General features: G+C 46.9%; 25 protein-coding genes and 1 other annotated feature. Of the genes, 1 reads left to right on the plus strand and 24 read right to left on the minus strand.

The genetic code is table 11. The annotated features are described in order from the left end of the window. Nucleotides 1-4: 4 nt before the first annotated feature. The 7 genes from M1D71_RS20310 to lspA form a co-directional block, all read right to left on the minus strand. The gene (locus M1D71_RS20310) at nt 5-325 is read right to left on the minus strand and encodes an EamA family transporter (RefSeq protein ID WP_458123413.1); all 321 of its coding nucleotides are present in this window, start codon (nt 323-325) and stop codon (nt 5-7) included. Next, nucleotides 312-632, minus strand: coding sequence for an EamA family transporter (locus M1D71_RS20315; protein ID WP_458127308.1), 321 nt, complete (start codon nt 630-632; stop codon nt 312-314). The genes M1D71_RS20310 and M1D71_RS20315 overlap by 14 nt, the downstream gene beginning before the upstream one ends. After that, nucleotides 629-1261, minus strand: coding sequence for an HAD family hydrolase (locus M1D71_RS20320; RefSeq protein WP_458123414.1), 633 nt, complete (start codon nt 1259-1261; stop codon nt 629-631). Before M1D71_RS20320 ends, M1D71_RS20315 begins: the two co-directional genes overlap by 4 nt. A gap of 17 nt (nt 1262-1278) precedes the next feature. Beyond that, the gene (locus M1D71_RS20325; protein WP_458127309.1) at nt 1279-2169 is read right to left on the minus strand and encodes a decaprenyl-phosphate phosphoribosyltransferase; all 891 of its coding nucleotides are present in this window, start codon (nt 2167-2169) and stop codon (nt 1279-1281) included. Nucleotides 2170-2372: 203 nt separating this feature from the next. Next, nucleotides 2373-3626, minus strand: a complete 1254-nt coding sequence (locus tag M1D71_RS20330) for an LL-diaminopimelate aminotransferase (protein ID WP_458123415.1) — start codon at nt 3624-3626, stop codon at nt 2373-2375. Between the two features lie 110 nt (nt 3627-3736). Next, a complete protein-coding gene (locus M1D71_RS20335; protein WP_458123416.1) occupies nt 3737-4699 on the minus strand; it encodes an RluA family pseudouridine synthase in 963 nt (320 codons plus the stop codon). Next, the gene (lspA, locus tag M1D71_RS20340) at nt 4692-5186 is read right to left on the minus strand and encodes a signal peptidase II (protein ID WP_458127310.1); all 495 of its coding nucleotides are present in this window, start codon (nt 5184-5186) and stop codon (nt 4692-4694) included. The genes M1D71_RS20335 and lspA overlap by 8 nt, the downstream gene beginning before the upstream one ends. A 218-nt stretch (nt 5187-5404) precedes the next feature. On the opposite strand from lspA, the gene M1D71_RS20345 reads away from it, so the two are divergent. Then, nucleotides 5405-6154, plus strand: a complete 750-nt coding sequence (locus M1D71_RS20345) for a TraR/DksA C4-type zinc finger protein (protein WP_458123417.1) — start codon at nt 5405-5407, stop codon at nt 6152-6154. Between the two features lie 29 nt (nt 6155-6183). Here M1D71_RS20345 and M1D71_RS20350 read toward each other — a convergent pair whose 3' ends face one another. The 17 genes from M1D71_RS20350 to murB all read right to left on the minus strand — a co-directional run bounded on the left by M1D71_RS20350 (nt 6184) and on the right by murB (nt 23910). Next, entirely contained in the window at nt 6184-6543 is a 360-nt protein-coding gene (locus M1D71_RS20350) for a DUF5665 domain-containing protein (RefSeq protein ID WP_458123418.1), read from the minus strand. 165 nt (nt 6544-6708) lie between these two features. Then, nucleotides 6709-9807 carry an isoleucine--tRNA ligase gene (gene ileS / locus M1D71_RS20355; protein ID WP_458123419.1) on the minus strand — a complete coding sequence of 1033 codons (3099 nt, stop codon included), beginning with the start codon at nt 9805-9807 and terminating at the stop codon, nt 6709-6711. Nucleotides 9808-10319: 512 nt separating this feature from the next. After that, nucleotides 10320-10612 (minus strand) — a binding site (T-box leader). A 57-nt stretch (nt 10613-10669) separates the two neighbouring features. Next, nucleotides 10670-11179, minus strand: a complete 510-nt coding sequence (locus M1D71_RS20360) for a DivIVA domain-containing protein (protein WP_458127311.1) — start codon at nt 11177-11179, stop codon at nt 10670-10672. 239 nt (nt 11180-11418) lie between these two features. Then, nucleotides 11419-12201, minus strand: coding sequence for a YlmH family RNA-binding protein (locus tag M1D71_RS20365; protein ID WP_458123420.1), 783 nt, complete (start codon nt 12199-12201; stop codon nt 11419-11421). An 18-nt stretch (nt 12202-12219) separates the two neighbouring features. After that, nucleotides 12220-12435: a YggT family protein gene (locus tag M1D71_RS20370; protein WP_051447375.1), complete on the minus strand. Its 216-nt coding sequence runs from the start codon at nt 12433-12435 to the stop codon at nt 12220-12222. A gap of 58 nt (nt 12436-12493) precedes the next feature. After that, entirely contained in the window at nt 12494-12961 is a 468-nt protein-coding gene (locus M1D71_RS20375; RefSeq protein WP_215077507.1) for a cell division protein SepF, read from the minus strand. Beyond that, nucleotides 12952-13653: a YggS family pyridoxal phosphate-dependent enzyme gene (locus M1D71_RS20380; RefSeq protein ID WP_458123421.1), complete on the minus strand. Its 702-nt coding sequence runs from the start codon at nt 13651-13653 to the stop codon at nt 12952-12954. The genes M1D71_RS20375 and M1D71_RS20380 overlap by 10 nt, the downstream gene beginning before the upstream one ends. Before the next feature lie 6 nt (nt 13654-13659). After that, on the minus strand, nt 13660-14559 hold the full coding sequence (pgeF, locus tag M1D71_RS20385) for a peptidoglycan editing factor PgeF (RefSeq protein WP_458123422.1): 900 nt from the start codon (nt 14557-14559) through the stop codon (nt 13660-13662). A 51-nt stretch (nt 14560-14610) separates the two neighbouring features. Beyond that, nucleotides 14611-15003: a YlmC/YmxH family sporulation protein gene (locus tag M1D71_RS20390; protein WP_017687310.1), complete on the minus strand. Its 393-nt coding sequence runs from the start codon at nt 15001-15003 to the stop codon at nt 14611-14613. A 174-nt stretch (nt 15004-15177) separates the two neighbouring features. Then, nucleotides 15178-15960 (minus strand): RNA polymerase sporulation sigma factor SigG, encoded by a 783-nt coding sequence (gene sigG, locus M1D71_RS20395; protein WP_017687309.1) that lies wholly within the window; start codon nt 15958-15960, stop codon nt 15178-15180. A 111-nt stretch (nt 15961-16071) separates the two neighbouring features. After that, nucleotides 16072-16794, minus strand: a complete 723-nt coding sequence (sigE, locus tag M1D71_RS20400) for an RNA polymerase sporulation sigma factor SigE (RefSeq protein ID WP_017687308.1) — start codon at nt 16792-16794, stop codon at nt 16072-16074. 11 nt (nt 16795-16805) lie between these two features. Continuing rightward, on the minus strand, nt 16806-17786 hold the full coding sequence (gene spoIIGA, locus M1D71_RS20405; protein WP_458127312.1) for a sigma-E processing peptidase SpoIIGA: 981 nt from the start codon (nt 17784-17786) through the stop codon (nt 16806-16808). Nucleotides 17787-18040: 254 nt separating this feature from the next. Next, nucleotides 18041-19156 carry a cell division protein FtsZ gene (gene ftsZ / locus M1D71_RS20410; RefSeq protein ID WP_145323164.1) on the minus strand — a complete coding sequence of 372 codons (1116 nt, stop codon included), beginning with the start codon at nt 19154-19156 and terminating at the stop codon, nt 18041-18043. A 150-nt stretch (nt 19157-19306) separates the two neighbouring features. Further along, entirely contained in the window at nt 19307-20584 is a 1278-nt protein-coding gene (ftsA, locus tag M1D71_RS20415) for a cell division protein FtsA (RefSeq protein ID WP_458123423.1), read from the minus strand. A 293-nt stretch (nt 20585-20877) separates the two neighbouring features. Continuing rightward, nucleotides 20878-21645, minus strand: a complete 768-nt coding sequence (locus tag M1D71_RS20420) for a cell division protein FtsQ/DivIB (RefSeq protein ID WP_458123424.1) — start codon at nt 21643-21645, stop codon at nt 20878-20880. 58 nt (nt 21646-21703) lie between these two features. Beyond that, complete coding sequence (gene murA, locus M1D71_RS20425; RefSeq protein WP_458123425.1) at nt 21704-22987, minus strand: UDP-N-acetylglucosamine 1-carboxyvinyltransferase; 1284 nt, start codon at nt 22985-22987, stop codon at nt 21704-21706. A 17-nt stretch (nt 22988-23004) separates the two neighbouring features. Continuing rightward, on the minus strand, nt 23005-23910 hold the full coding sequence (murB, locus tag M1D71_RS20430) for a UDP-N-acetylmuramate dehydrogenase (RefSeq protein ID WP_458123426.1): 906 nt from the start codon (nt 23908-23910) through the stop codon (nt 23005-23007). Between the last annotated feature and the right edge of the window lie 136 nt (nt 23911-24046).

The following is a 24046-nucleotide window of genomic DNA, read 5'->3' on the forward strand; positions in this document are numbered from 1 at the left end:
AGTTCTAGAACACCAATAAACATAGCCCGCCCATAATACATGCCACACCGATCCACCGTAAAGGGCCCACCTTCTCCTTAAATACCAACCGCGCTATGATGAGAGTCCAGACATATGTTAATGCGTTGGCAGGCAATACGACGGTTAATGGAAGAAACTTCAACAACACAATATTCAGTAACGCACCCATCCCGTAGAATCCGAGTCCCAAGAGCACATGCAGACGATTGCGACTCGTCGCATAAGCTTTCAATCCGGCCCCGCCCAGTGCACCGCACAACGTCATGACAATTAACACAGCAACCATCCAACTATCGATCAACACTGGTTAATGTCACCCCGATTCCAAGCAGCACAATGGCGGCCAGTTTCTGCACCGTAATTTCTTCACCGAGCAAGAAATATCCATAGATTAAAGCAAACACGTAGCTGGCACACATCAGAGGATATGCAACTGAAAGTTTTTCCAGAGCAAAAGCTTTAATCATTAGAATCGCCCCAAGTCCATAACACAGAAAACCAACACCCAGGTATATCCACTCGGTTAGTCCCCATTTCCAGAACAATTGACCCGTGGCTGTGAGAAAAGCGGAGACGAGCATCAACCATTTACCTGCATGACGCGACTTCATTTCCCCCACGTTAATGCCTCCATGTCCGGAACACGCTTGTTAATAAAGTAACGCTGACTCACAAGCTGCATGACCGGAAGGTCGGATAAGGAGTCCGAGTAGGAACATGACTGATCATAGTCAATTACCATGTTCTTCTCACTCAGATAAGCCTGAATTCTGCGCACCTTCTCTTCCCCTTTGCAATTACTGCCTTCAATTCTGCACGTGTAACCATTCGCATGACGGACCAGTTCAGTCCCAATTACATGATCCACCCAGGGAAAGTTTTTAAAATATTTCATATAGGCATGCGGAGACGCGGTGACAAGCAAGACATGGTAGCCTGCTTCCTTGCGATGCTGCATCTCCACACTGGCCTCAGCAAAAATGGATGTACGCAAGCGGGTATCAAAGAAATGCTCCAGATCTTTCTCAGACATGCGCTCAATTTCTTGAAAGTAGGAGCGCTTGACTCGTTCCACAGTCATGAATCCCGCCTTGAATAACACCGTATGTAATGCAATGACAGGCAATCTCCATACCTGCCAAGGGTAACGTCGAACACCATAATGTACAAATTGAAACATGGAATCACTGCGTATAATCGTTTTATCAATATCAAAGATCGCGACTTTCGTGCTTTTCACCCTGATCCCCCTCAGTCTTATTCAAAGATAGTAAAGATTGTAACAACACTTATCACATACAATATAACCGTAATTAATATGGGCTTGTCCTCAAACAGCACACGATCAGGCGATCCCCCCTGGTTTTTCATATGGATTAGATACAAGTAACGGAACATGCCATAAATGACCAGTGGAATTGTCCACATCAGATGAATGGTTCGATCTGAAGTGAATGTGAACAGGGAGTAGCTAATAATCGTAGCTGTCGTCACAATCGTATTGAATTGGTCCAACAAGGTAATGGAATAGTTATCCAAAACTTTACGATGTGATCCTGTGTTCCCTTCAAGCAAGGTAAGTTCATTTCTCCGTTTGCCAATGGCCAGAAATAACGACAGCAGCATCGTACAGATCAAAAACCATGGTGTGAAAGGTACATGGATCAGTACACCACCGGCAATAGCACGAAGTACAAAACCCGCTGCAATAGTCATCATATCCAAGATAACGAGATGCTTCAGCACCAAGGAATATGACACATTCAACAGAAAATAGACGATACATAATACCCCAAATAGCGGGTTCATTACGAAGGCTGTTCCTACCGAAAGGATTAACAGGATAATGCCAAACAACAAAGCATGAGCCGGATTCACCTGACCCGAAGCAATGGGACGATACTTTTTCACCGGATGCTGCTGATCCCTGTCCCGGTCTACATAGTCATTCAAAATATAAACACAGCCTGCAACGAGGCTAAATAGAATAAAACCAAGCAACGTCGCAAGAATGGTTTCCGTCCGGATCTCTTCAAAAGAGAAAAGTAACGCAGCAAATAACAGCAGATTTTTAGTCCACTGTTTAGGTCTTAACAATCTGATAAATCCTGAAACTGTACTGCCATTTTTTGTAGTCGCTGAGGACACCGTACTCGTTCGTGATGATAACAATTGTAATAACTCCCTTCAAAAACAACTTCTGTATATAACAAATAACGTAAAGATCTAATCATATGTTGCTTGTATAATTTTGTAAAGGGAGTAAATGAAAAAAAATCTAATATGGACATAAAAAAGAGACCGTTTCTGGTCTCTTCGTGTGTACATAATGAAGCTATTGGGTGCTGCAATTAAAATTCGAATTGTACGTCGCTTAGACGACGCTTGATCTCAGCGATAACACGTTTCTCTTCCTCTTCACCTTTAGCTTCAAAGGTAACGGAGAAACGAACAAAGTTACCCGCATCATCCCAAGGTACGGACGAGATCAGTTTCTCACGGATCAGGAATTGGGAGAAATCTTCGCCCGATTCGAAGCGACGTCCACCAACTACACCTTTTGGTGCTTCAACATACAGGAAGAAGGAACCTTTAGGTTTTTCAGCCTGGAAGCCCAGTTCATTCAGTGCGGCAACGAGCATGTCGTGACGACGGGAATATTTCTCTGCAATTTTTTCTGTGATCTCAGGGTGATTCAAACCATATGCAGCAGCTTTCTGAATCGCGATGAACTGACCGGAGTCGTTGTTGTCCTTCACGTCGCTGAATGCTTTGACTACAAGCGGATTACCCGCTACGAAGCCAATTCTCCAACCCGTCATATTGTAGGACTTGGACAGAGAGTGCAGCTCGACGCCGACATCCTTCGCACCAGGTACCGACAGGAAGCTGAATGGTTTTTTGCCATCGTACGTCAATGCTGCATACGGAGCATCATGGACTACGACTACGTTGTATTTTTTCGCCCACTCCACTACTTCAGTGAAGAACTCCACTGTGGCACTTGCACCAGTCGGATTGTTCGGATAGTTCAGGTAGAGCAACTTCGCACGTTTTGCGATATCTTCCGGAATAGCCGTCAGATCAGGCAAGAAGTTGTTCTCCTTCGTCAATTGAATGTTGAACACTTCTCCACCCAGATACTTTGTATGTGTGCCCATAACCGGGTAACCTGGAACGGTCATGATCGTTACATCACCCGGATTGATGAAGCATGAAGGCATCATCGCCAAAGCCGGTTTGGAACCAATGGAGTGCACGATTTCAGTATCTGCATCGATACTTTCTACGTTGAATACGTTTTTCAGGTAAGAAGCAGCAGCAGCTTTGAATTCAGGAATACCATTATCAGCATAACCACGGTTCTCAGGTCTGGAAGCTTCTTCTGCAAGTGCTGCGACAATGCCTGCATCAGCCATCTCGTCTGGTTCACCTACACCAAGGTCAATCAGTTCCACATCGGGGAAATCTTTTTTGGCCGAAGCTTTGGCGCGTTTGATTTTCTCGAATTTATAAATGTTCGTGTCTTTACCATAGTTGGAGCCACCGATACGGTCGGCAAAATTAGTCTGAATGTAAGTTTCTTGATATTTATCGATACTCATAACGTTGTTCATCTCCTCATTTGACGCAAATTTCTACAATTAAATATGAAGGATTTGCGTATTCAAAGCCATGGACAAAGTATCCGAACATTTGTACTTTCTTGGAGCTGTTAACGACTGCGCAGTGAAGCAAGTACGTCTTCCATATCCTGCGGAAGCGGAGCTGTAAATTCAAGGTATTCTCCCGTAGTCGGATGCACGAATCCAAGAATGGCAGCATGAAGAGCCTGTCCTTGCATTTTGATGCCTTTATTCCGTCCATACGTGGGATCTCCGACAAGCGGATGACCAATAAATTTCATGTGAACCCGAATCTGGTGAGTACGTCCTGTCTCCAGTTTCAATTCCAGCAAGGTGTAGTCATTGATCCGCTCCGTAACGGTAAAATGCGTAACTGCATGTTTACTGTTGCGTTCCGTGACCGTATACATTTTGCGGTCATTGGTATCACGTCCAATCGGTGCATCAATGGTCCCTTGATCATGATTAAGATGACCATGAACGAGCGCGATATAACGTCTGTTCACTGTATGGTCCTTCAACTGAGCAGCCAGTGAGGCATGCGCACGGTCGTTCTTGGCAGCCATAATAAGACCAGACGTATCCTTATCAATGCGATGTACAATACCTGGGCGCAATTCCCCATTGATACCTGAAAGGTCTTTGCAGTGGTACATGAGCGCATTGACGAGCGTACCAGACGTATGTCCTGGTGCTGGATGCACCACAAGACCACGCTGTTTATTGATCACGATCAAGTCACTGTCTTCATATACCACTTCCAGCGGAATATCTTCGGCAATGATCTCAACGGAAGTTGGTTCAGGAATCTGTAGTTCAATCAGATCACCTTCGGATAACTTGGCATTGGCTTTAACTACAGCACCATTTACCGTAACTAACCCGTCTCCAATCCACAATTGAACTTGGGAGCGAGATACGTTGTCCACAGCTTCCGTAATATATTTATCAATGCGTTCTTTCTTATGTTCAGCGGCAACAGTCCATTCCATACGCTCATTGCCATTCAATAGTTCTTCGTCGTTGATCTGTTCCTCATTCAGATTACTCATGATGTTCATTCCCTTCAATCTTCGCGGCTGCTTTTTCGCGCCGTCCTTCAAGCAACGTCTCCACAATGATCAACGCTACACCGATACAGATTGCCGAGTCGGCGATGTTGAAAATGGGAAACGTGTAACTTCCAAAGTTAAGCTGTACAAAATCCACAACTTCTCCGGTCAAGGCCCGGTCAAGGAAGTTGCCGATCGCTCCACCCAGCACTAAACTAAGCGCCACAGGCAGCAATTTGTGCGGGGTATCTTTTACCTTTTGCAAATACCAAATCAAGGCAACGACTACAATCACCGTAACCACAATAAAGAACCAACGCTGGTCTTGCAGAATACCAAAAGCTGCACCTGAATTACGATGTGATGTGATGATAAAGAAATTGCCGATGACCGGAATTTCTTCTCTGAGTTCCATCCGGGTTGCAATTAGGAACTTAGTTCCCTGATCCAATAAAAATACGATAAAAGCGAGGATATAATACACCACGTTTGTTGTCACTCCGTTCTTGTCTTTTCCAAACGATACCAGGCTTACGCCAGACTTGTTTATTGTAGCACAGCTGTTTGGAAATCGTCCACGGCGCGCTGTGTTGCCACGCTCTTGGCAAAAACGATAACATTTCCCTTCTGTAATCCTGTCCTTAATGGTACATCCTACAATAGAGACAAAATCCGGATTCCACACGGAATAGAAAGGGGAAAACCATGTCACATTTTACTGCCAAACAGCTACAATCTTTACGTTCCCAATTGATGACTGATAAGCGCGACATTGAACATAGACTATCGGAAAACGAACATTATGGCCTCGGAGACTCCCTCAAGCTACAGACAGGTGAACTATCACCGATTGATAACCATCCTGGTGATATAGCTACGGAGGTCTATGAACGCGAGAAAGATATTTCCCTGCTGGAACACGATGAGTTCCAATTGGAGCGTATCGACTCGGCACTGCACTCCATCGAAGAAGGGCATTATGGTACGTGCGCGGTATGCCAGCAACCCATTCCATATGAACGTATGGAGGCTGTGCCCTACACCAAATATTGCAAAAAACATCAACCGGAAACGGTTGTCTCCGTAAACCGCCCTGTGGAGGAAGAATTCCTCGCCCCGGCATTTGGTCGAACAAGTCTGGACGAACATGATGACCAAAATGGCTTCGATGGCGAGGATGCCTGGCAGATCGTTGAGAGCTGGGGCACATCGAATTCACCAGCCATGGCTGAAGGACGAGATATTGACAGCTATGATGTTATGGCCATTGAAGCAACAGATGAAGTGGAAGGCTGTGTTGAAGCGTACGAAAGCTTTGTTGCAACAGATATCTACGGTCATGACGTATCCATTGTGCGCAACCGGCAATATCGCCAGTACCTGGAGAATGGTGAAGGCGATGGTCTGTTAGAACCGGACACGGACACGGACACGGAGACGGATGACATGTATTAATTGCACCTTAATATCAATCCCTACATGACTTAGTAGGTGTTCATATCAAGCTGACGCTGGACAATGCGCACAATATCAGCGATGTAATCCCCAACAATAGGAAGATTGAGCGCCCCAAGCAGCTGTAAAACATAAATGATCGTTGCTGCGAAAAAAGTGAACCCAATTGCGATCCCCACACCTCGTGCGGCTCCAGACATCAAGTTCAGTCCAATCAGCTTCCAGGGTCTGTTTAACAATTCCGTGTATTGCGCAATTCGGGAACGCTCCAGTTCATTAGCAAGGCGGTTAGTCAAGGTATGTAACTCTTCAATTTTGTCATGTGAAGTCAGATCATCTGATGTCGATTGTGAAATGGATGCAGATTGCTTGTCATCATGTTCGCTCATGTTTGCTCCGTTCCTTTGATCAATATAGATTGACTGTACAATAGAATCATTTCCTTTTTGCCCAAAAACCAAACGAGCCCAGATACAGGGAAAATGTTCCCTGCCTCTGCGGCTCGTTGGTCCATACTCTATATGCTGTCCTCGTTGGATGGAAGATACTCCGAATTACACCTCGATATAAATACCGATCGATTTGCCTCCGGCTTCAACACGTTCCATGGCCTCGTTCGTGCCAAATGTCACTTCTGTCACGAGTACATTTTCGCGCAACACATCATCAAACGCCTGAATAGCTTCCTGAAGCGCTGCATCCACATCCAGCGTCAAACGTACTCTTTTCTCAATCGGCAGGTCCAGTCGTTTCCGGGTATCTTGCACGGCACGAACCACTTCACGGACCCAACCTTCCTGTTCCAATGCTGTCGTGATTTCGGTATTGAGCGCAACCGTCAGACCGTAACCAGATGCTGAGGCAAAGCCTGATTTGGCCTGTTTATCGACCAACAATTCTTCGTTCGTCACTTGCAGCTCTTCACCTTCTGGAGAAACGATGTTCAGCACACCTTCCGAAACCACTTTACGTGTTTCATCTGCGGACATTCCCTTGAAGAAGTTTTGCAGGAAACCTACGTTTTTGCCGTATTTTTTACCTGCGACCTTCAGGTTCAGCTTCAATGTAAAGTCAACGAATTCCGCATCATTATGCTCCGTACGGATTCCTTTCACATTGATCTCTTCCTTGATGATCTCTTCATAACTTGCCAGATCAAAGCCTTTATCCAGGGAAACAATCAATTCAGACAGCGGCTGACGTGTCTTGATGCCTGTTTCGTTACGAACGTTACGGGCAAGTTCAACCACACGGCGGGCCGTCTCCATATCCTGTTCCAGTCCTGCATCAATCAGCGCTTCATTGGCTACTGGATAGTCCTCCATGTGCACACTCGCACCTGTTGCAAGGTTCAGATAGATATCTTCTGCCAGCATCGGCGTGAACGGAGCAACCAACTTCGCTGTAGTCACCAGTACCTCAGTCAATGTACGGTAAGCGTCCAATTTATCCTCTGTCAGGCCACTTCCCCAGAACCGATCACGGGAACGACGGATATACCAGTTACTCAACTCATCAACAAACGCTTCAATCGCTTTGGAAGAGTTCAGATAGTCGTTAACCAACAGCGCTTTTTCTACAACCAGGATCAGGCTGTTCAGTCTCGACAGAATCCAGCGATCCAGCTTGTGAGCGGACAGTTGGAACGGATGCTCCTGTGGATCAAATCCATCAATGGTCGCGTAAAGCGTCAGGAATGCATGGGTGTTGACCAGTGTATCCACCATTTTGGATTTCGCTTCGCCTACGATGCCTTTGGAGAAACGTTTGCTGTTCCACGGTGCACTATCAGATAACAAAGCCCAGCGGAATGCATCTGTACCATATTCTTCAATCACTTCCCAAGGATCGATGACGTTACCTTTGGATTTGGACATCTTCTGTCCATTCTCGTCGAGGACGTGACCTGTAGCCATAACCGCTTTGTACGGCGCTTTGCCTGTCAAAAGGGTAGAAACTGCCAGCAAGCTGTAGAACCAGCCGCGTGTCTGGTCAATTCCTTCACAGATCATATCAGCAGGATACTGCTGTTCGAACACTTCTTTATTTTCAAATGGATAGTGCTGCTGAGCAAACGGCATAGATCCGCTGTCGAACCAGACATCGATCACTTCCGGCGTACGTTTCATTTCATATTTGCCACAAGAGCTCATGACTTTAACGTCATCCACATATGGTTTATGCAATTCAAGATTCTCAGGCACATCGCCTACCGCACGAGCACGCAATTCAGCAATGCTGTGTGGAGCAAATTGTTCGCCAGTCTCTTCACACACCCAGATGTTCAGCGGTGTTCCCCAATAACGGTCACGGCTGATGTTCCAATCCACCAGATCTTCAAGGAACTTCCCGAAACGACCTTCACGAACATGACCCGGGTACCAGTCCACTTCACTGTTGTTGGCAATCAGTTGGTCCTTGATGGCTGTCGTTTGGATAAACCAGCTGTCCATCGCATAGTACAGAAGCGGTGTATCACAACGCCAGCAGAATGGATAGCTGTGCTCATATTTTTCTTTGCTGAACAAACGTCCCTTCTCGGACAGATATCTCACGATATCAATATCACAATCCTTCACGAAACGTCCGGCAAAGTCAGTAACCTCAGCGACAAATTTGCCTTCCAGGTCCACCATGTTGACGAAACTGATGCCATTCTCACGGCACACTCGATAGTCATCTTCACCATGGGCAGGAGCCATGTGTACGATACCCGTACCACTCGCATCCGTTACAAAACCTGCGCCCAGAATGATGTTGGCTTTCTCAGCCTGTACGTAGTTGAACGGAGGATCATACGTTTTGCCAACCAGATCGGCACCTTTCAGTGCACCAATGATTTCATACTCATCTTTGGTATCTTTCATCACTTTCTCAACCAGATTGGTAGCCATGATGTACACTTCATCCTCTTGGCGAACACGGGAGTAGTCCATATCCGGATTCACGGCAAGTGCTACGTGTGAAGGGAGTGTCCAAGGCGTCGTCGTCCAGGCGAGTACGAATTCTCCACTGTCATTCAGCTTGAATTTGGCTGTAGCGCTCAAGTCTTTGACGTCTTTGTACCCTTGTGCAACTTCATGGGAACTCAGTGTCGTCTGACAAGATGGACAATACGGGCTCACACGGTGACCACGATACAGCAGCCCTTTCTCGTGGATCGTCGCCAGGATGTTCCATACACTCTCGATGTAGTTGTTATCCAGGGTGATATACGGGTTATCCATATCCGTCCAATAACCAATACCTTCTGTCAGATCACGCCATTGTTGCTCGTATTCAAATACGCTCGCTTTACATTCGTTAATGAATTTCTCCACGCCGTAATCTTCGATTTCCCACTTGTGAGAGATGCCGAGCTTCTTCTGTACACCCAGTTCTACAGGCAGACCATGTGTATCCCAGCCCGCTTTACGAACGACGCGGTAACCCTTCATCGTGTTATACCGTCCCACGAAATCCTTGATTACGCGTCCCAGTACGTGACCGATATGCGGTTTGCCGTTCGCTGTAGGCGGCCCTTCATAAAATACGAAGTTTGGCTTACCCTCCCGGTTTTCGATGGATCTTTTGAATGTATTTTCCGTTTTCCATTTATCTAACACGCGTAATTCTCTGGCACGTGCCTTCTCTTTGACGTCAACTCGTTGCATGATGATCAACTTCCCTTTCTTTAGTTAGATTGTGGACCGTCCACAAAAAGCGTTTCAATCCCCCTAAATCCCCCTTGCCAAGGGGGACCCCATAGGCGCTCCGCCCTCTGGACACCCGGGATAGGTTGTCGTTGGGGGAACGGTGGCGCTTATGGGCGAGGGTTTATGTGCGTGGTGGCGGCCATTCTGCGGCTGTTCCCTCCGGGAACGCCGCATGGCCTTATTGCGAGGCCGGTGTTGCCGGGCGCTTCGCTTCCCCGGCGGGCGGCTTTCTCCTTGAGGTCCCTTCGGGCCTCATGGACGTTCGCCTTGGCGAAACCCGATTGCCGGGCGCTTCGCTCCCCCGGCGGGCGGCTCTCTCCTTGAGGTCCCTTCGGGCCTCATGGACGTTCGCCTTGGCGAAACCCGGTGCTGGGCGCTTCGCTCTCCCGGCGGGTGGCTCTCTCCTTGAGGTCCCTTCGGGCCTCATGGACGTTCGCCCTTTTTTGGACACAAAAAAAGCCCCATCCCTGGAAAGGGACGAGACTATACTCGCGTTACCACCCTAATTCTGTTCATCACAAACCACATCCAAGCAAGCCTGGGTATGCTCTGTCATCAACAGCGCTTATGCCCCGCTATACTACCGCAGGGTGCCGTTATAACGTACGGCTTACGGTTCGGCTTACACACGGCACTCAAGTACACCGCTTCAGCGTCACTTCTCCGGGGAGATATTCGGCTATAACTCATCCATTGGTTTGCACCAACCACCAACTCTCTGAGGGATGAGATCATAACGTACTGAACCCGTCATGGAATCACTATTCATTATGAATATAGTTATAGCCTCTTTGCAGACAAAAGTCAACCAGGCGACAGACTAATAAATTTCTTTCATCTCCCGCTCACGGTCACGCACTTCCTGCTCCCGGCTCTCCAGCACTTCCCAACCATCCTGAGTCAACAGTTCAAGCTGCGCTTCAACAAGCGTGCGGAAACGTGCACGGTAAATCGATGCCTGCTTTTTCAGTTCTTCCACTTCCAAAGCAATTTTACGCGATTTACCCAGTGATTCGTTCACGATCCGGTCTGCATTTTTCTCTGCTTCCTTCACGATCAACTGCGCTTCTTTCTTGGCATTACCCTTCACATCATCAGCAGCTTCCTGCGCAATGATGATCGTTTTGCTGAGCGTTTCTTCAATCGTGGCAAAATGATCCAGTTTCTCCTGAACGGACAGCAACTGATTGCTCAGCTCTTTGTTCTCGCGAATGACGCCTTCGTAATCTTTGATGACTTGATCCAGGAATTCATTGACTTCATCCTCGTCATACCCGCGCAAACGTCGGGAAAATTCCTTGTTGTGTATGTCCAGCGGCGTTAATGGCATGCTGTCCACCTCCTGTAAAAGTTCCTTCCCGTTCAGAGAAGGTTGCAGCATAGGGGTTCCACCCAAGGGGCCGTATCGTTGATGCCTAACTCTGGCAACTTATACGGAATGCAGGATCCGAATTGCATCCTCAGACGTTCATTTAAACCTTTGACTTAATGTATATCGGAAACACCGCGTATTTTTTACATCTTTACGTTAAACATTTCGACAAGAAAGCCAATTTTCCTGCAACAGTCTCAGGCAAATTTGCCGATTTTCACTCGACAGCGTCCTTTTTTTGTCATCCCGTCCTGTTCAATAACCTTGAATCGGCCAAATCCCTGAATGGATACGACATCTCCTGCTTTTAACGATTTGGAGGGGTCTTCCTCAACCTTCCAGTTCACACGACAGCGACCGGCTTTGATTGGCACCAGCACCTTACTGCGACTAAGCCGATACACATCTGCGCAGATCCCATCCAAACGAAGCGAAGCGACCGTAATGTCCATCGTCTCCAGTTTACTCTCTGACCATCGCATCTGATCCAAAGGAAGTAACTCTGTGAACACATGTAACCGATGCACCTGATTCAGTTGAAGCGATAAAAAAGCGCCGGTTTCCGCAGCCACCACTGTATGGCAACCGTCCTCCAGCACTTGGATATCCCCGATCTTTCCACGCTTCATCCCAAGCCCGAGCAGGGAACCCATATAGTCCCCATGCTCCAGCTCCGAGATTTTCTGATCATCAGACGTGATACTGAGCACCTGCATTCCCATATCCTCATCATCCAGATACATATAATCAGGTGCAACCAGCGCACGCTTGCGTTCAGCAACCTCGTAACCACCATTCAGACGAATCTGAACGTCGTTACGGCGATTGGCAAGAGTCTGTAATATAAAAACCTGTCTTGGATCAAGGAAGTCAGTTAGCTTCATGTCATGATACTTACCTGCCTGCTCAACCCAATCCGAAGCCTTATCTACAAAGTCCCGCTCATCATGGCTAAAATGTTCGTAAATTTCACCGCTCATCTATGTCACCCTACCCTATTATGCAAAATATCCAAGTATAGAGATCAACCCAACAAGCGCAAGTCGAAGAACAAGCAACGCCACAATCGGGGAAATATCCAGCACACCGAACAAAGGCGGTATAAATCGGCGAAACGGACTTAGATATGGTTCCACTAATTTGCCCAGCCATTCACCGATGAAGCTTTCCCGTGCGTTGGGAAGCCATGACATCAATATGTAGACGATGACCATGTAAAAGTAAATTTGATATGCAAAACCCAAAATATTAACTAACGACTCCAAAAACGGCTCACCTCATTCTGTTATAATCTTGCTCGCTGTCAGCCAGTATTTCCGTAATTGATCCCTGAATTTCAACCGTATCTGGCGTACAGAGAAAAATGTTTCCGCCGATTTTGGAAATACCGCCACCCAATGCATATACCGTGCCACTCAAAAAATCAATAACGCGCAGCGCTTGGTCCTGGCGAATACGTTGCAAGTTCACCACAACGGTACGATGCGAACGCAGATGGTCGGCAATTTCCTGAGCCTCGTCATAAGAACGCGGTTCATACAGGACAACTTTAACATTTTTCTGGGAATGAATGCTCACCACATTATTCCCCCTTTGGTTTCTACGTTTATCGAGACTGGAGGTTTCAGCTTCCTGTTGTTCAGACTCATTTTCCTCCTGCGCAGCCATTCGTTCACGTTCCACAATCTCTTCCTCTTCCTGAAGTCCGAGGAAATTCATAAATTTATTCATTACGCCCATCGTGAACCCTCCTCTTTTCCTACGAGAATCGATCCTAGCCGTACCCAGGTTGCACCTTCTTCAATGGCCACTTCAAAATCATTGGACATCCCCATCGACAGCTCAGTCAATGGCTCTGCTGTAAGGGCTTGTCCATTCAATTGATCTCTCAGCTCACGCAATCCACGAAATACGGGACGCGTCAGCTCCGGATCTTCCTCATGAGGTGCCATGGTCATCAGGCCGACGACCTTAAGATTGTGGAACGAACGAATATCACGCAAAAAAGAACTTGCCTGTTCAGGCTGTAAGCCATACTTGCTCTCTTCACCCGAAATATTCACCTGCAAAAACGTTTCCACTTGGATGCCAAGTGAAGCTGCTTTCTTATCCAACTCCTTCGCCAATGACAAACGATCCAGTGAATGTATGTAACGAAACTTGCCAATCACGTCTTTCACCTTGTTCGTCTGCAAATGGCCGATAAAGTGCCAAGTGCCCTGCTGACCAAAAGCTTCCCATTTGGCCTGCGCATCCTGCCACCGATTTTCTCCAATATGCTCAAGACCATGATCCAGCACCGATCCCGTTGTTTCAAGTGAGACGTACTTCGTGACCGCAATCACATTCACATCATCACGTTGACGGTTACTGCGCCGACATGCATCCTCGATCTTCTGGTTTACCTGTTGTATACGCTCCTCCAATGACACAGAGGGTCACCTCTCTTCCAGCCCAATCCAGCTCGCCATCCGCCCTGTAACACCATTTTCCTTCCGATAGGAGAAAAATAGTTCGGGATGACAACTTGTACACCATGTTGTACATTCGATATGATCCGGCATTATTCCTGCTTTCATCATAATGTGTCGATTACATTCTTTCAAGTTTAACATCGTTTTACCGTTATTCACGGGTCGATATGCTTGTTTAGAAGCAGAATCCTCGTATTTATCATTAACCGGTGAATCCTCAAACCAAACCCGTACATGCTGCATGACCGCCTCATCCACTTCATAACAGCAATCCCCAATGGACGGACCGATGGCAGCCCGAATATCCTGTCTGCGGCTTCCATACTCTCGTTCCATCGTCTCCACCATGGATACAGCGATACCCGCGACTGTACCTTTCCAGCCGGCATGAGCAAGACCTACCGCCTGCTGAACCGGGTCATAGAAATAAAGCGGAACACAGTCAGCATAAAAAGAAGTCAGTAACACGCCTGGCACATTCGTGACCAATCCATCTGTATCCTGCAACGCAGACTGACGATCAAGTAATCCCCTGCTCCGATCTTCAGCTTTAACTACAGCTACATGTTTGCCGTGCACCTGCTCTCCACAGGTCCAGGCTTCCGCTGCAAAACCAAGCTTCTCGGTTACGAGCCTGCGGTTGTTAAGTACAGCTTCAGGATTATCCCCCACATGATAAGCACAATTGAGGGTATCATAGGGAACATTTCCGACACCACCATGTCTTGTCGTAAACCCGATCGTTAACTTTTCAAACTGATCTCTCCAAGGCGCAACATATAATAATAACGGGTCAGAACCGAAATCTGAATTTGGGTTCACTGTCCGTTCAAGTAATTCCTTATTCAATACAAATGGTTCCATTCTCTCACCTCACCACTTCCAGTGTACCAAATGAGCCACATTCTGTCTCATTTATATCGTTCGACGCTGATTACGTTCCGATCGTTCAATGCGTTCCACACGTTCTGTGCGGTTATGCTGCTGTTCATCATACAGACGCGCTTCCCGATCACGCTCGTCATACGTGTTTTCCTTAACCTCATCCATCTTCACCAGAATCACATCTGAACCAATCTTCACAATATTTCTCCAGGGAATCACAAGATCCGTGCCCCCTCCAAAGAGCCCCATAAAGCGACTATACCCTGGCACTACAATCGCTTCAATTCGTCCCTGCTTCAGATCCAGCTCCAAGTCACTGATCTGCCCCAGACGTTTGCCATCTGTAATGTTAATGACATCCTTTGTCTGAAAGTCCGAGATTTTCATGCCTCTTGCCGCTACTTCGCTTGTATTCACTTTCATTCATTTCCGCCCCCTGTTATTCCTCTTCTGTCCGTTCCTTACACTTCTATACAATATATGTTTCAGGGGCGAAAAATGTCCTGTTTTTCATTGAATGTGGAAACCGCCAAAAACAAAAAGACGATCAACGGTATACACACCCCCGATTGATCGTCCTCCTGTCCTTGCTTCGTATTACGACTTTACATGCTTTTGCATCTGCTGTATTGCTGACTTTTCCAGACGTGAGACCTGAGCCTGAGAAATGCCAATTTCATCAGCCACTTCCATCTGGGTTTTCCCTTCGAAAAACCGCATCGACAGAATCATTTTTTCTCGCTGACCAAGGCGATGCATCGCTTCGCGGAGCGCAATTTCCTCGATCCATGACACATCTTTATTTCTGTCATCACTGATCTGATCCATGACGTAGATCGGATCTCCGCCATCATGATAGATCGGTTCGAAGAGCGAGACCGGGTCCTGAATGGCGTCCAATGCAAAAACAACATCTTCCTTCGGCACATTCAGTACTTCCGCAATTTCGAATATCGTCGGTTCCCGGGAATTTTTATTCGTCAGGCTGTCACGGACCTGAAGTGCTTTGTAAGCAATGTCCCTCAAGGAGCGAGATACCCGAATCGGGTTATTATCACGCAGGTATCGACGGATTTCACCGATAATCATCGGCACCGCGTAGGTTGAAAATTTGACATTCTGGGATAAATCAAAATTATCAATGGCTTTCATCAGGCCGATGCAACCAACCTGGAACAGATCATCGACAAACTCCCCCCGATTGTTAAAACGCTGAATGACACTAAGTACCAAACGCAGGTTGCCATTCACTAATTTCTCTCTTGCTGAGCGATCATGGTGTTGCTGAAGGGAATGAAACAATTCCCGCATTTCAGTGTTGGTGAGGACAGGCAATTTTGCGGTGTCCACGCCACAAATCTCGACTTTGTTTCGGGTCATCGTGATTTACCTCCCAAGGAGAAACATTAATGTACATTATCTCCGGGGCAGGCTTTTTTATTCGTACTTGGCACCCTTGCCAGTAATACCCATTCTGATCAACGATGTATTTCAGACCATTTTATTGAACTCCTTGCGGAGTCTTTTAATGATTCTTTTTTCGAGACGAGAGATGTAGGATTGGGAGATTCCAAGTAGATCCGCTACATCTTTTTGGGTCTTTTCTTCCCCATCCGTCAAGCCAAAACGAAGCTCCATAATCATTCGCTCGCGCTCCGTTAATTTTTCCAGTGCCTTGTGCAACAGTTTGCGGTCTACCTGCTCTTCAATATTCCGATAGATTGTATCGTTTTCTGTACCCAGTACATCGGATAATAATAGTTCATTTCCATCCCAATCAATGTTGAGCGGTTCATCAAAAGAAACTTCAGTTCGGATCTTGCTATTGCGTCGCAGATACATCAAAATTTCATTTTCGATACAACGTGAAGCATATGTTGCCAGTTTGATTTTCTTTTCCGGGTCGAATGTATTGACTGCCTTAATCAATCCGATGGCTCCAATGGAAACCAGATCCTCAATATTGATACCTGTATTCTCGAATTTACGTGCGATGTATACAACCAGACGAAGGTTACGCTCAATCAGCATCGCGCGAATAGCCGAGTCTCCGGATGATAATTTTTGCAGCAAAAATTCTTCTTCTTCCCGTGTCAATGGCGGCGGAAGTGCCTCACTTCCCCCAATATAATAAATCTCTTCACTTTTGAGTCCCAACAAAAATAACAGACGATAATATTGCAGCTGCGCCACCAGTTTCCATTTCACAAGCATGTACGTTCCTCCTATACCACATTCAGCGGCTTTTCTGTTGCTCCCGCAGAGAGAGCCGTAGACTGCGCAGAAGCAGCGTCTTGCACGAGTTCAGGATGAATCACGGCCTGGTATTTGCCATCCGACGACAAAACACCTCCATCCAGCCCAATTAATACCCTTGTCGTCTCATAGCATGTTTCCTCCATCGTTACCTTCACCCGGTCCGGCTTCATCGCCAACATAAACGCAGTCCCTTTGTTAATGCCCCGATAGGGCACAAGCCGCAGTCGATCCTGCCACTGAAAACTCTCTTGATCAAGCTCCATAATAAGGTTGTCCGGCGCCTCGTCCTTGAGCCTGCCCTTCCATGAAGCAGGTAACATGTCTTGCCATAACGAAACCTCCATCACCATGACCGGCATACGTGTTAAGGGATCAGTGAGCTGATTGCCCGTATCCAGAAGGCCTGTACAAGAAATCACTACCTCATCGATGCAGACCTCTACTTTACCCAAATAGGTCGTCATGCGATCCGTTTTCCGTTTTGAGCTTTGCACAGCTTTGAATAAAAACAGGACAGCAAAAAATACAATAAACGTGAACCAGAAAGCAATCTTCAGATCAAATGACATTCCACCTGAAGCCGTAAACCAAATGCCGTTAAACAGCTCTCCGGAGCTCTGAAGCATGTAATGCACACCCAGAATACCTCCGGCAGCGACAAAATTAATCACATAAAAGGTACCGAGCGTTCTCGCAAAAGCCTGCAGACCCTTAAAACCAAAAGCGATACTGAGCATAACCAGAGAGAATCCAAACTTGATCAAAAAGGTGAACATAAAATCAAACTCCGGCACAAACATCATGACTACGTATAATGCGCCCACAATGGCTGATAGCAACCATCTCCACCAGACCAGCTTCGTTTTGCGCATCCAGGCGGTCAGTCCGATGAGAGCACCGTCAATACACAGGTTTGTCAAAAAAATAAGATCCACATAAACAACCAATCTCTTCACCTACCTGCAACCAACATATCGAAATAGTGATATTCCGATATTCATGAGCATATTCACAAGTATACGGAGCCCCCTGTTCAAAGTCTGTCTAATCATGGGGGTGTGTTTCCAACTTTTTTTGTCGGAATTGCGCATACCTGATGTTCAGAATTTGTTCATTGCTAAATGCTAAGATATCTAAAGAACATAAAAAAACCCGGTCACTCCATCAGGAGCACCGGGTTTTCGATAAATTGATATGTGTATTAATCATTGTTATTATTGCGTGAACGATTGCGTAAAAATGTCGGAATATCCAGCTGATCATTGCTCGGCTGATTTCCAAACGGACGCAGGTTCGGCGAACGCGTATCCGTTGTCTCCGTTGTTGCTGGAGCTGGTTTACGTCCTGGTGGTGGTGAAGCAGGTTTGTCTTCAAAACCGGTCGCGATAACCGTAACCTTAATCTCTTCTTTGAGATCTTCATCAATGATGGCACCAAAGATCATATTCACTTCCGGATCAGAAGCAGAAGTAACAATCTCTGCAGCTTCATTAACTTCATAGAGTGACAGGTTCATGCCACCCGTAATGTTCATAATGACACCACGCGCACCTTCAATTGAAGTTTCCAGCAAAGGACTCATGATGGCTTTACGAGCTGCTTCAGCAGCACGGTTCTCACCAGTTGCTTCACCAATACCCATCAGCGCTGAACCTCGCTCGGTCATGATTGTTTTTACGTCTGCAAAGTCGAGGTTGATTAGACCCGGTACTGCGATCAAATCAGAGATACCTTGTACTGCTTGACGAAGCACATTATCCGCTTGACGGAATGCTTCAAGCATAGGTGTCTTTTTGTCTACGATTTCGAGCAAACGATCATTAGGAATCACGATCAGTGTGTCGACTTTTTCCTTGAGGGCTTCAATACCTTGCTCTGCATGGCTGGAACGCTTGCGTCCTTCGAATGTAAATGGACGAGTTACGACACCAACTGTAAGTGCACCACACTCTTTAGCGATTTCGGCAATAACCGGAGCCGCACCTGTACCTGTACCGCCACCCATACCGGCTGTAACAAATACCATGTCTGCACCTTTCAACGTGTTCATGATCAGATCGCGGGACTCTTCCGCTGCTTTTTTACCTACATCCGGGTTGGCGCCAGCGCCAAGACCACGAGTCAATTTATCACCGATTTGCAATTTATGCTCGGATTTTGCCAGGTGTAACGCCTGCGCATCCGTATTTACCGTAATAAATTCAACACCTTGTACACCATTTTCAATCATACGGTTGACTGCATTGCTTCCGCCGCCGCCTACACCGATGACTTTAATTTGAGCCAAGCTCTCCATCTCGAAATCAAATTCCAACATATTATTCCATCTCCCCCTCAATGTGCATGGATGGCCCGTCCAATTTTTGATTTGAACCGAATCAATTTCATATATCGACGAACGAAAGCGTTTATTTTAGTACCAGCGCATTCAGACGGCTTCAAGAATGTATGAAATGGATCCAACCTGTTATATAAATTCACTGAACATATTCTTCAGCCGTTCGAACAGACCAGGTTTTTGCTCCGATTCCTGTGCCGCATTCGGCTTCGGACGGTTGGTCGGTTTCTTGTTATTATTATTGTTATTTCCACTGCCGTTATTGATCGAGGGACGAATACGCAAACTGCGAATTACACTGTGCAATATGCCGACTCCACTTGTATAACCAGGGTCACGCACACCAATATAATCCGGAACTGCAACTCGTACCGAAGCAGCAAGCTCATGCTGAGCGACCTGCAGAACCCCCGGCATAGAGACCGTACCTCCCGTTAGTATATAACCTCCAGGAAGCTCGTTGTAACCAAGGCGCTTCACTTCTTGAGATATCATCTGGAATATTTCCTGAACCCTAGGTTCAATAATAGCCGCCAGATCCTCCTGTGAGAATTCCTTGTCTACATTACTGCCGATTCGGGTTACCTTGAACATCACATCCGCAGCAGCATCATCCAACCAGGCACAACCATACTTCAGTTTCACCTTCTCCGCCTGATCCGTTAACGTGCGTAAGCCATAGGCGATATCATTCGTTACAAATTCCCCGCCAATAGGCAACGTTGATGTTGCGACAAGACTGTCTTCTTCAAAAATGGCGATGGTTGTTGCACCTGCTCCAATATCCACAAGTACTGAACCCATCGTTTTTTCATCTTTGGACAAAGCCAGTTGACCCGCTCCAAGCGACATGAGTACCAGATCGCTTACTTTCAGACCCGCTTTTTCCACGCAGCGCAAAAGATTATGTATCGCGGTTTTTGCACCCGTAATGATTGTCGCTTCAACTTCCAGACGAACACCAATCATACCACGGGGGTCCTGTATGCCCTCCAAGCCATCTACAACATATTGCTTGGCGACAACATCAATAATTTCCCGTTCCGGCGGAACTGCAATCACTTCGGCTGCTTTCAACACCCGCTCCATGTCTTCTTCTCCGATTTCACGATCCTCGTTAGACACAGCCACGACGCCGTGACTGCTCATCAGTCCGATATGATTTCCCGAGATTCCAACATACACTTCGGATATTTGAATACCTACCATACGTTCTGCATGATCCACTGCGTTGCGAATCGACTGCACCGTCTGATCGATATCTACGATTACACCTTTGCGAATTCCTTCCGAGTCGGCAGATCCAACTCCTATAATATTAAAGGCTCCATTATTCATTTCACCAATAATAGCGCGAATTTTGGATGTACCGATGTCCAAACTAACAATGATGTCATTGTTACTCAAGTCTGTGGCACCTCCTGACTCCAATAGTAAATTACGTTCGGGTTTAAACACTCTTAAAACATATTCAACACACTTCAGGCTTTCCCTCTTTTTTCTACAATGTTTTTAGGTGTCAAAATCTGGTTGATAGACATAAAACCTTGAAGAAAAAAGAAGGAGGCAACTCATGTGCCATAAGTTCAAGTGTATCATTTTTTCTTCATCTCAGAAAGAACAAGTTTCATTGCTTTGACGGGGCCAAACCCCCACCTGCCTAGGCTTTCATAATCAATTCGGCCTCATGATGGCAAAGATCAGGGGGTTGCTCCCAGTTCAGCATCATCCTCCGGGTCATCCGGGATGAAAGGTACATAGGTATCTGCCTCAAGCATAGTAATTTTCCCAGGCCGTTCGGTCTCGATCACCTGATTCAGATACTCCACTTTATCGGATAAAAGAGAGACGGTTGTAATCACTTCAAACTGTGATTTGGTATACATCCGAATCTGGTCCGGAAATGAAGGCGTAGGATTCGGGATAATCTCCGAAATATCCGTCGTCAATTCATTCGGAATTTTAGCCAGCGTCTCACTCAGTTTGGCTTTGAGCGGATCATCAGCATTCCATTGGGTCAATATCGGCTTCTCTACCGCAACACCGATCGTTGCCGGGACCGTCAAGCTTGTCCCGCTGGCCAATATCGCTTTTAGCGTACCATCCGTACCAAGTTCATACGCCACCGTAGCATATTCCTGAACTTTAATATGAATGATGCCCGGAAATTGCTTGTCCACGGTAACGGTCGAAATCGCCTTGATTGTCTTAAGACGCTCAATAACCTCGGCAGTAGTTGTCCCAAAAAATTGATCGCCTTCTCTCAGACCACTTTTCTCCAGCAGTTCTGGAGTCGCTGTGTATACATTACCCGTAATTTCAATTGCTGAAATCCGACTCATGGAAGAACGAAAGAATAATACAGCGAGCAATACAATAAAAAGTAATAAAAGAATAATTACAATTTTGCGGCTTGTGTTTCCTTTTGGCCGGTTCTTCTTCAAAACCGGAATTTGACTTTTAGGCATAAGTAGCGCTCCACAAAGCCTCAGGTCCCCTCCCTTCAAGAAGGGGACGCCAAGGACGTTAATTGGCAAAATCCAACTGTTTCGAAACGGGCGACTGTCGCTCAACCGATGCTCCAAGACTCTGGAACAACTTCTCGATCTGGTCGTACCCCCGGTCAATATGATGCACTTGCTCCACAACCGTTTTGCCTTGAGCTGCCAGGCCTGCGATAACGAGAGCTGCACCTGCGCGAAGATCGGTTGCTTCTACTGTAGCCCCGTAGAGACGGGGAACACCACGGATAAATGCTGCGTTCAGATCGACTGAAATATCAGCCCCCATTACATTCAGCTCATCCACATGTTTGAACCGGCCCTCAAATACCGTTTCCTTCATCACACTGAATCCGTCTGCCAGACTGAGCAGCACCATGATTTGCGATTGCAGATCTGTCGGAAACGAAGGGTACGGAGAAGTCACAATACGGTCCACTGATTTGGGACGGCTCATACAGCTCACCGTCATTATATCATTGCAGACTGTGATTTGAACACCAGTGCGCTTCAACACATGTATAAGTGAAGTAAGATGAGCAGGATTGCAGTGTGTAAGCGTAACATTGCCTCGCGTTGCCGCGGCTGCAATCATCACGGTTCCAGCAACGATTCGATCCGGTATAATCTCATACGAACAAGGCTTCAGTTTCTCAACGCCATTAATCGTGATCGTATCCGTTCCTGCACCAATGATGCTTGCACCCATAGCATTAAGGAAATGCTGCAGATCCTGTATTTCAGGTTCTCTTGCCGCGTTGCAAATGGTTGTTGTTCCTCTAGCCATAACGGCTGCCATCATGATATTCTCGGTCGCTCCCACACTCGGGAAATCCAAATGAATATCGGTACCCACCAGATTCTTCCCATGACAGATAATCTGTTGGTCCTGCTCTTCAATCAAAGCTCCGAGCGCTTCCAGGCCCCGGAGGTGAAGATCAATTTTGCGTTCTCCAATGGCACAGCCCCCTGGCTGGTACACCGACACTTGCCCAAACTTAGCCAGCAATGGTCCCATCAAAAAAATGGAAGAGCGCATCTGCTTCATTAGATCTTCTGGCACATCATATGACCGGATAGACGAGGTATTAATCGTCACTGTTCCCTGTTCATGCCGACACGTGCATCCAAGCCGTTCCAGGATATACAGCATCACTTCAATGTCCAGCAAGTGTGGAACGTTATGCAGCGTAACTTCTCCATCTGCCAACAAACTTGCGGCCATAATCGGTAAAGCGGCATTTTTTGCTCCATGGATGCGTATGGATCCTGAGAGGGGTTTCCCGCCTTCAATCACCAATTTGTCCAATGTATCACCTCCGGGGTTTACCGCTCACCCACTACGAAGACTTCCGGTACCAGGTTAATACCGTTTTGAGATGATATAGTGCTCTGAATTTGCTGCATTAGGGTGATAACGTCCTCTGCTGTTGCTTGGCCTGTATTGACAATGAAATTGGCATGCATGGAGGATACCTGTGCGCCTCCCTGAGTCAATCCTTTCAGCCCTGCTGCTTCAATCAAGCGGGCTGCATGATCACCCGGGGGATTACGGAATACACTGCCTGCACATGCCATCTGTAGTGGCTGAGTGCGGCGCCGGCGATCTTTGTAAGCCGCCATGGCTTCCGAAATGACTTTGCGCTCTCCCTGCTGAAGTTCAAATGTAGCTTCCAGCACGATGCCTCTCCGGTCATGCAGAACAGAGTGGCGGTAGGCAAAATCCATGTCCTCCTTGCTGTAACGCACCAATTCCCCTGTCTCCAGTACAATCTCAGCGAATTTGAATATCCGTGACACATCCGATCCATGGGCGCCTGCATTCATGTACACGGCTCCACCGACAGTGCCGGGGATACCGCTGCCGAATTCCAGACCGGTCCATTCCTTTTTGGCAGCAACCACACTGAGTTTGACAAAAGAATGCGCCGCGCCGGCGGTTACGCTGCCCTCGTGAAATTCGGCATAATCAAAGCCTGCGCCTGGTTTCACTACAACACCACGTATTCCTTTGTCTGATACCAGCATGTTTGAACCCCGTCCCAGTTGCATCCACGGAATCTGAACCTTGTGAAGCCATTGAACGAGATTCATCATCTGCTCTTTATTCTCCGGAATGACCAGTGCATCCGCAGGACCGCCGATCTTCCATGTGGTGTATTTGGCTAGCGATTCGTTTTCAAGAACTCTGCCAACATTATTCTGGGATAGGTGCGATATCCACTGGTGCATGTTTGATTCCTCCTTTGCTTCAAAACCGATGAACACGATATCTTCTGTTGCTACAGACCGTGTTCTGGCGCCATGGAACGATGATCACGATTTATACGGTATCTTATGTCAGTCCCGTCATGTGTGTGACAATCGC

The sequence above is a fragment of the Paenibacillus sp. Z3-2 genome (assembly GCF_054161325.1).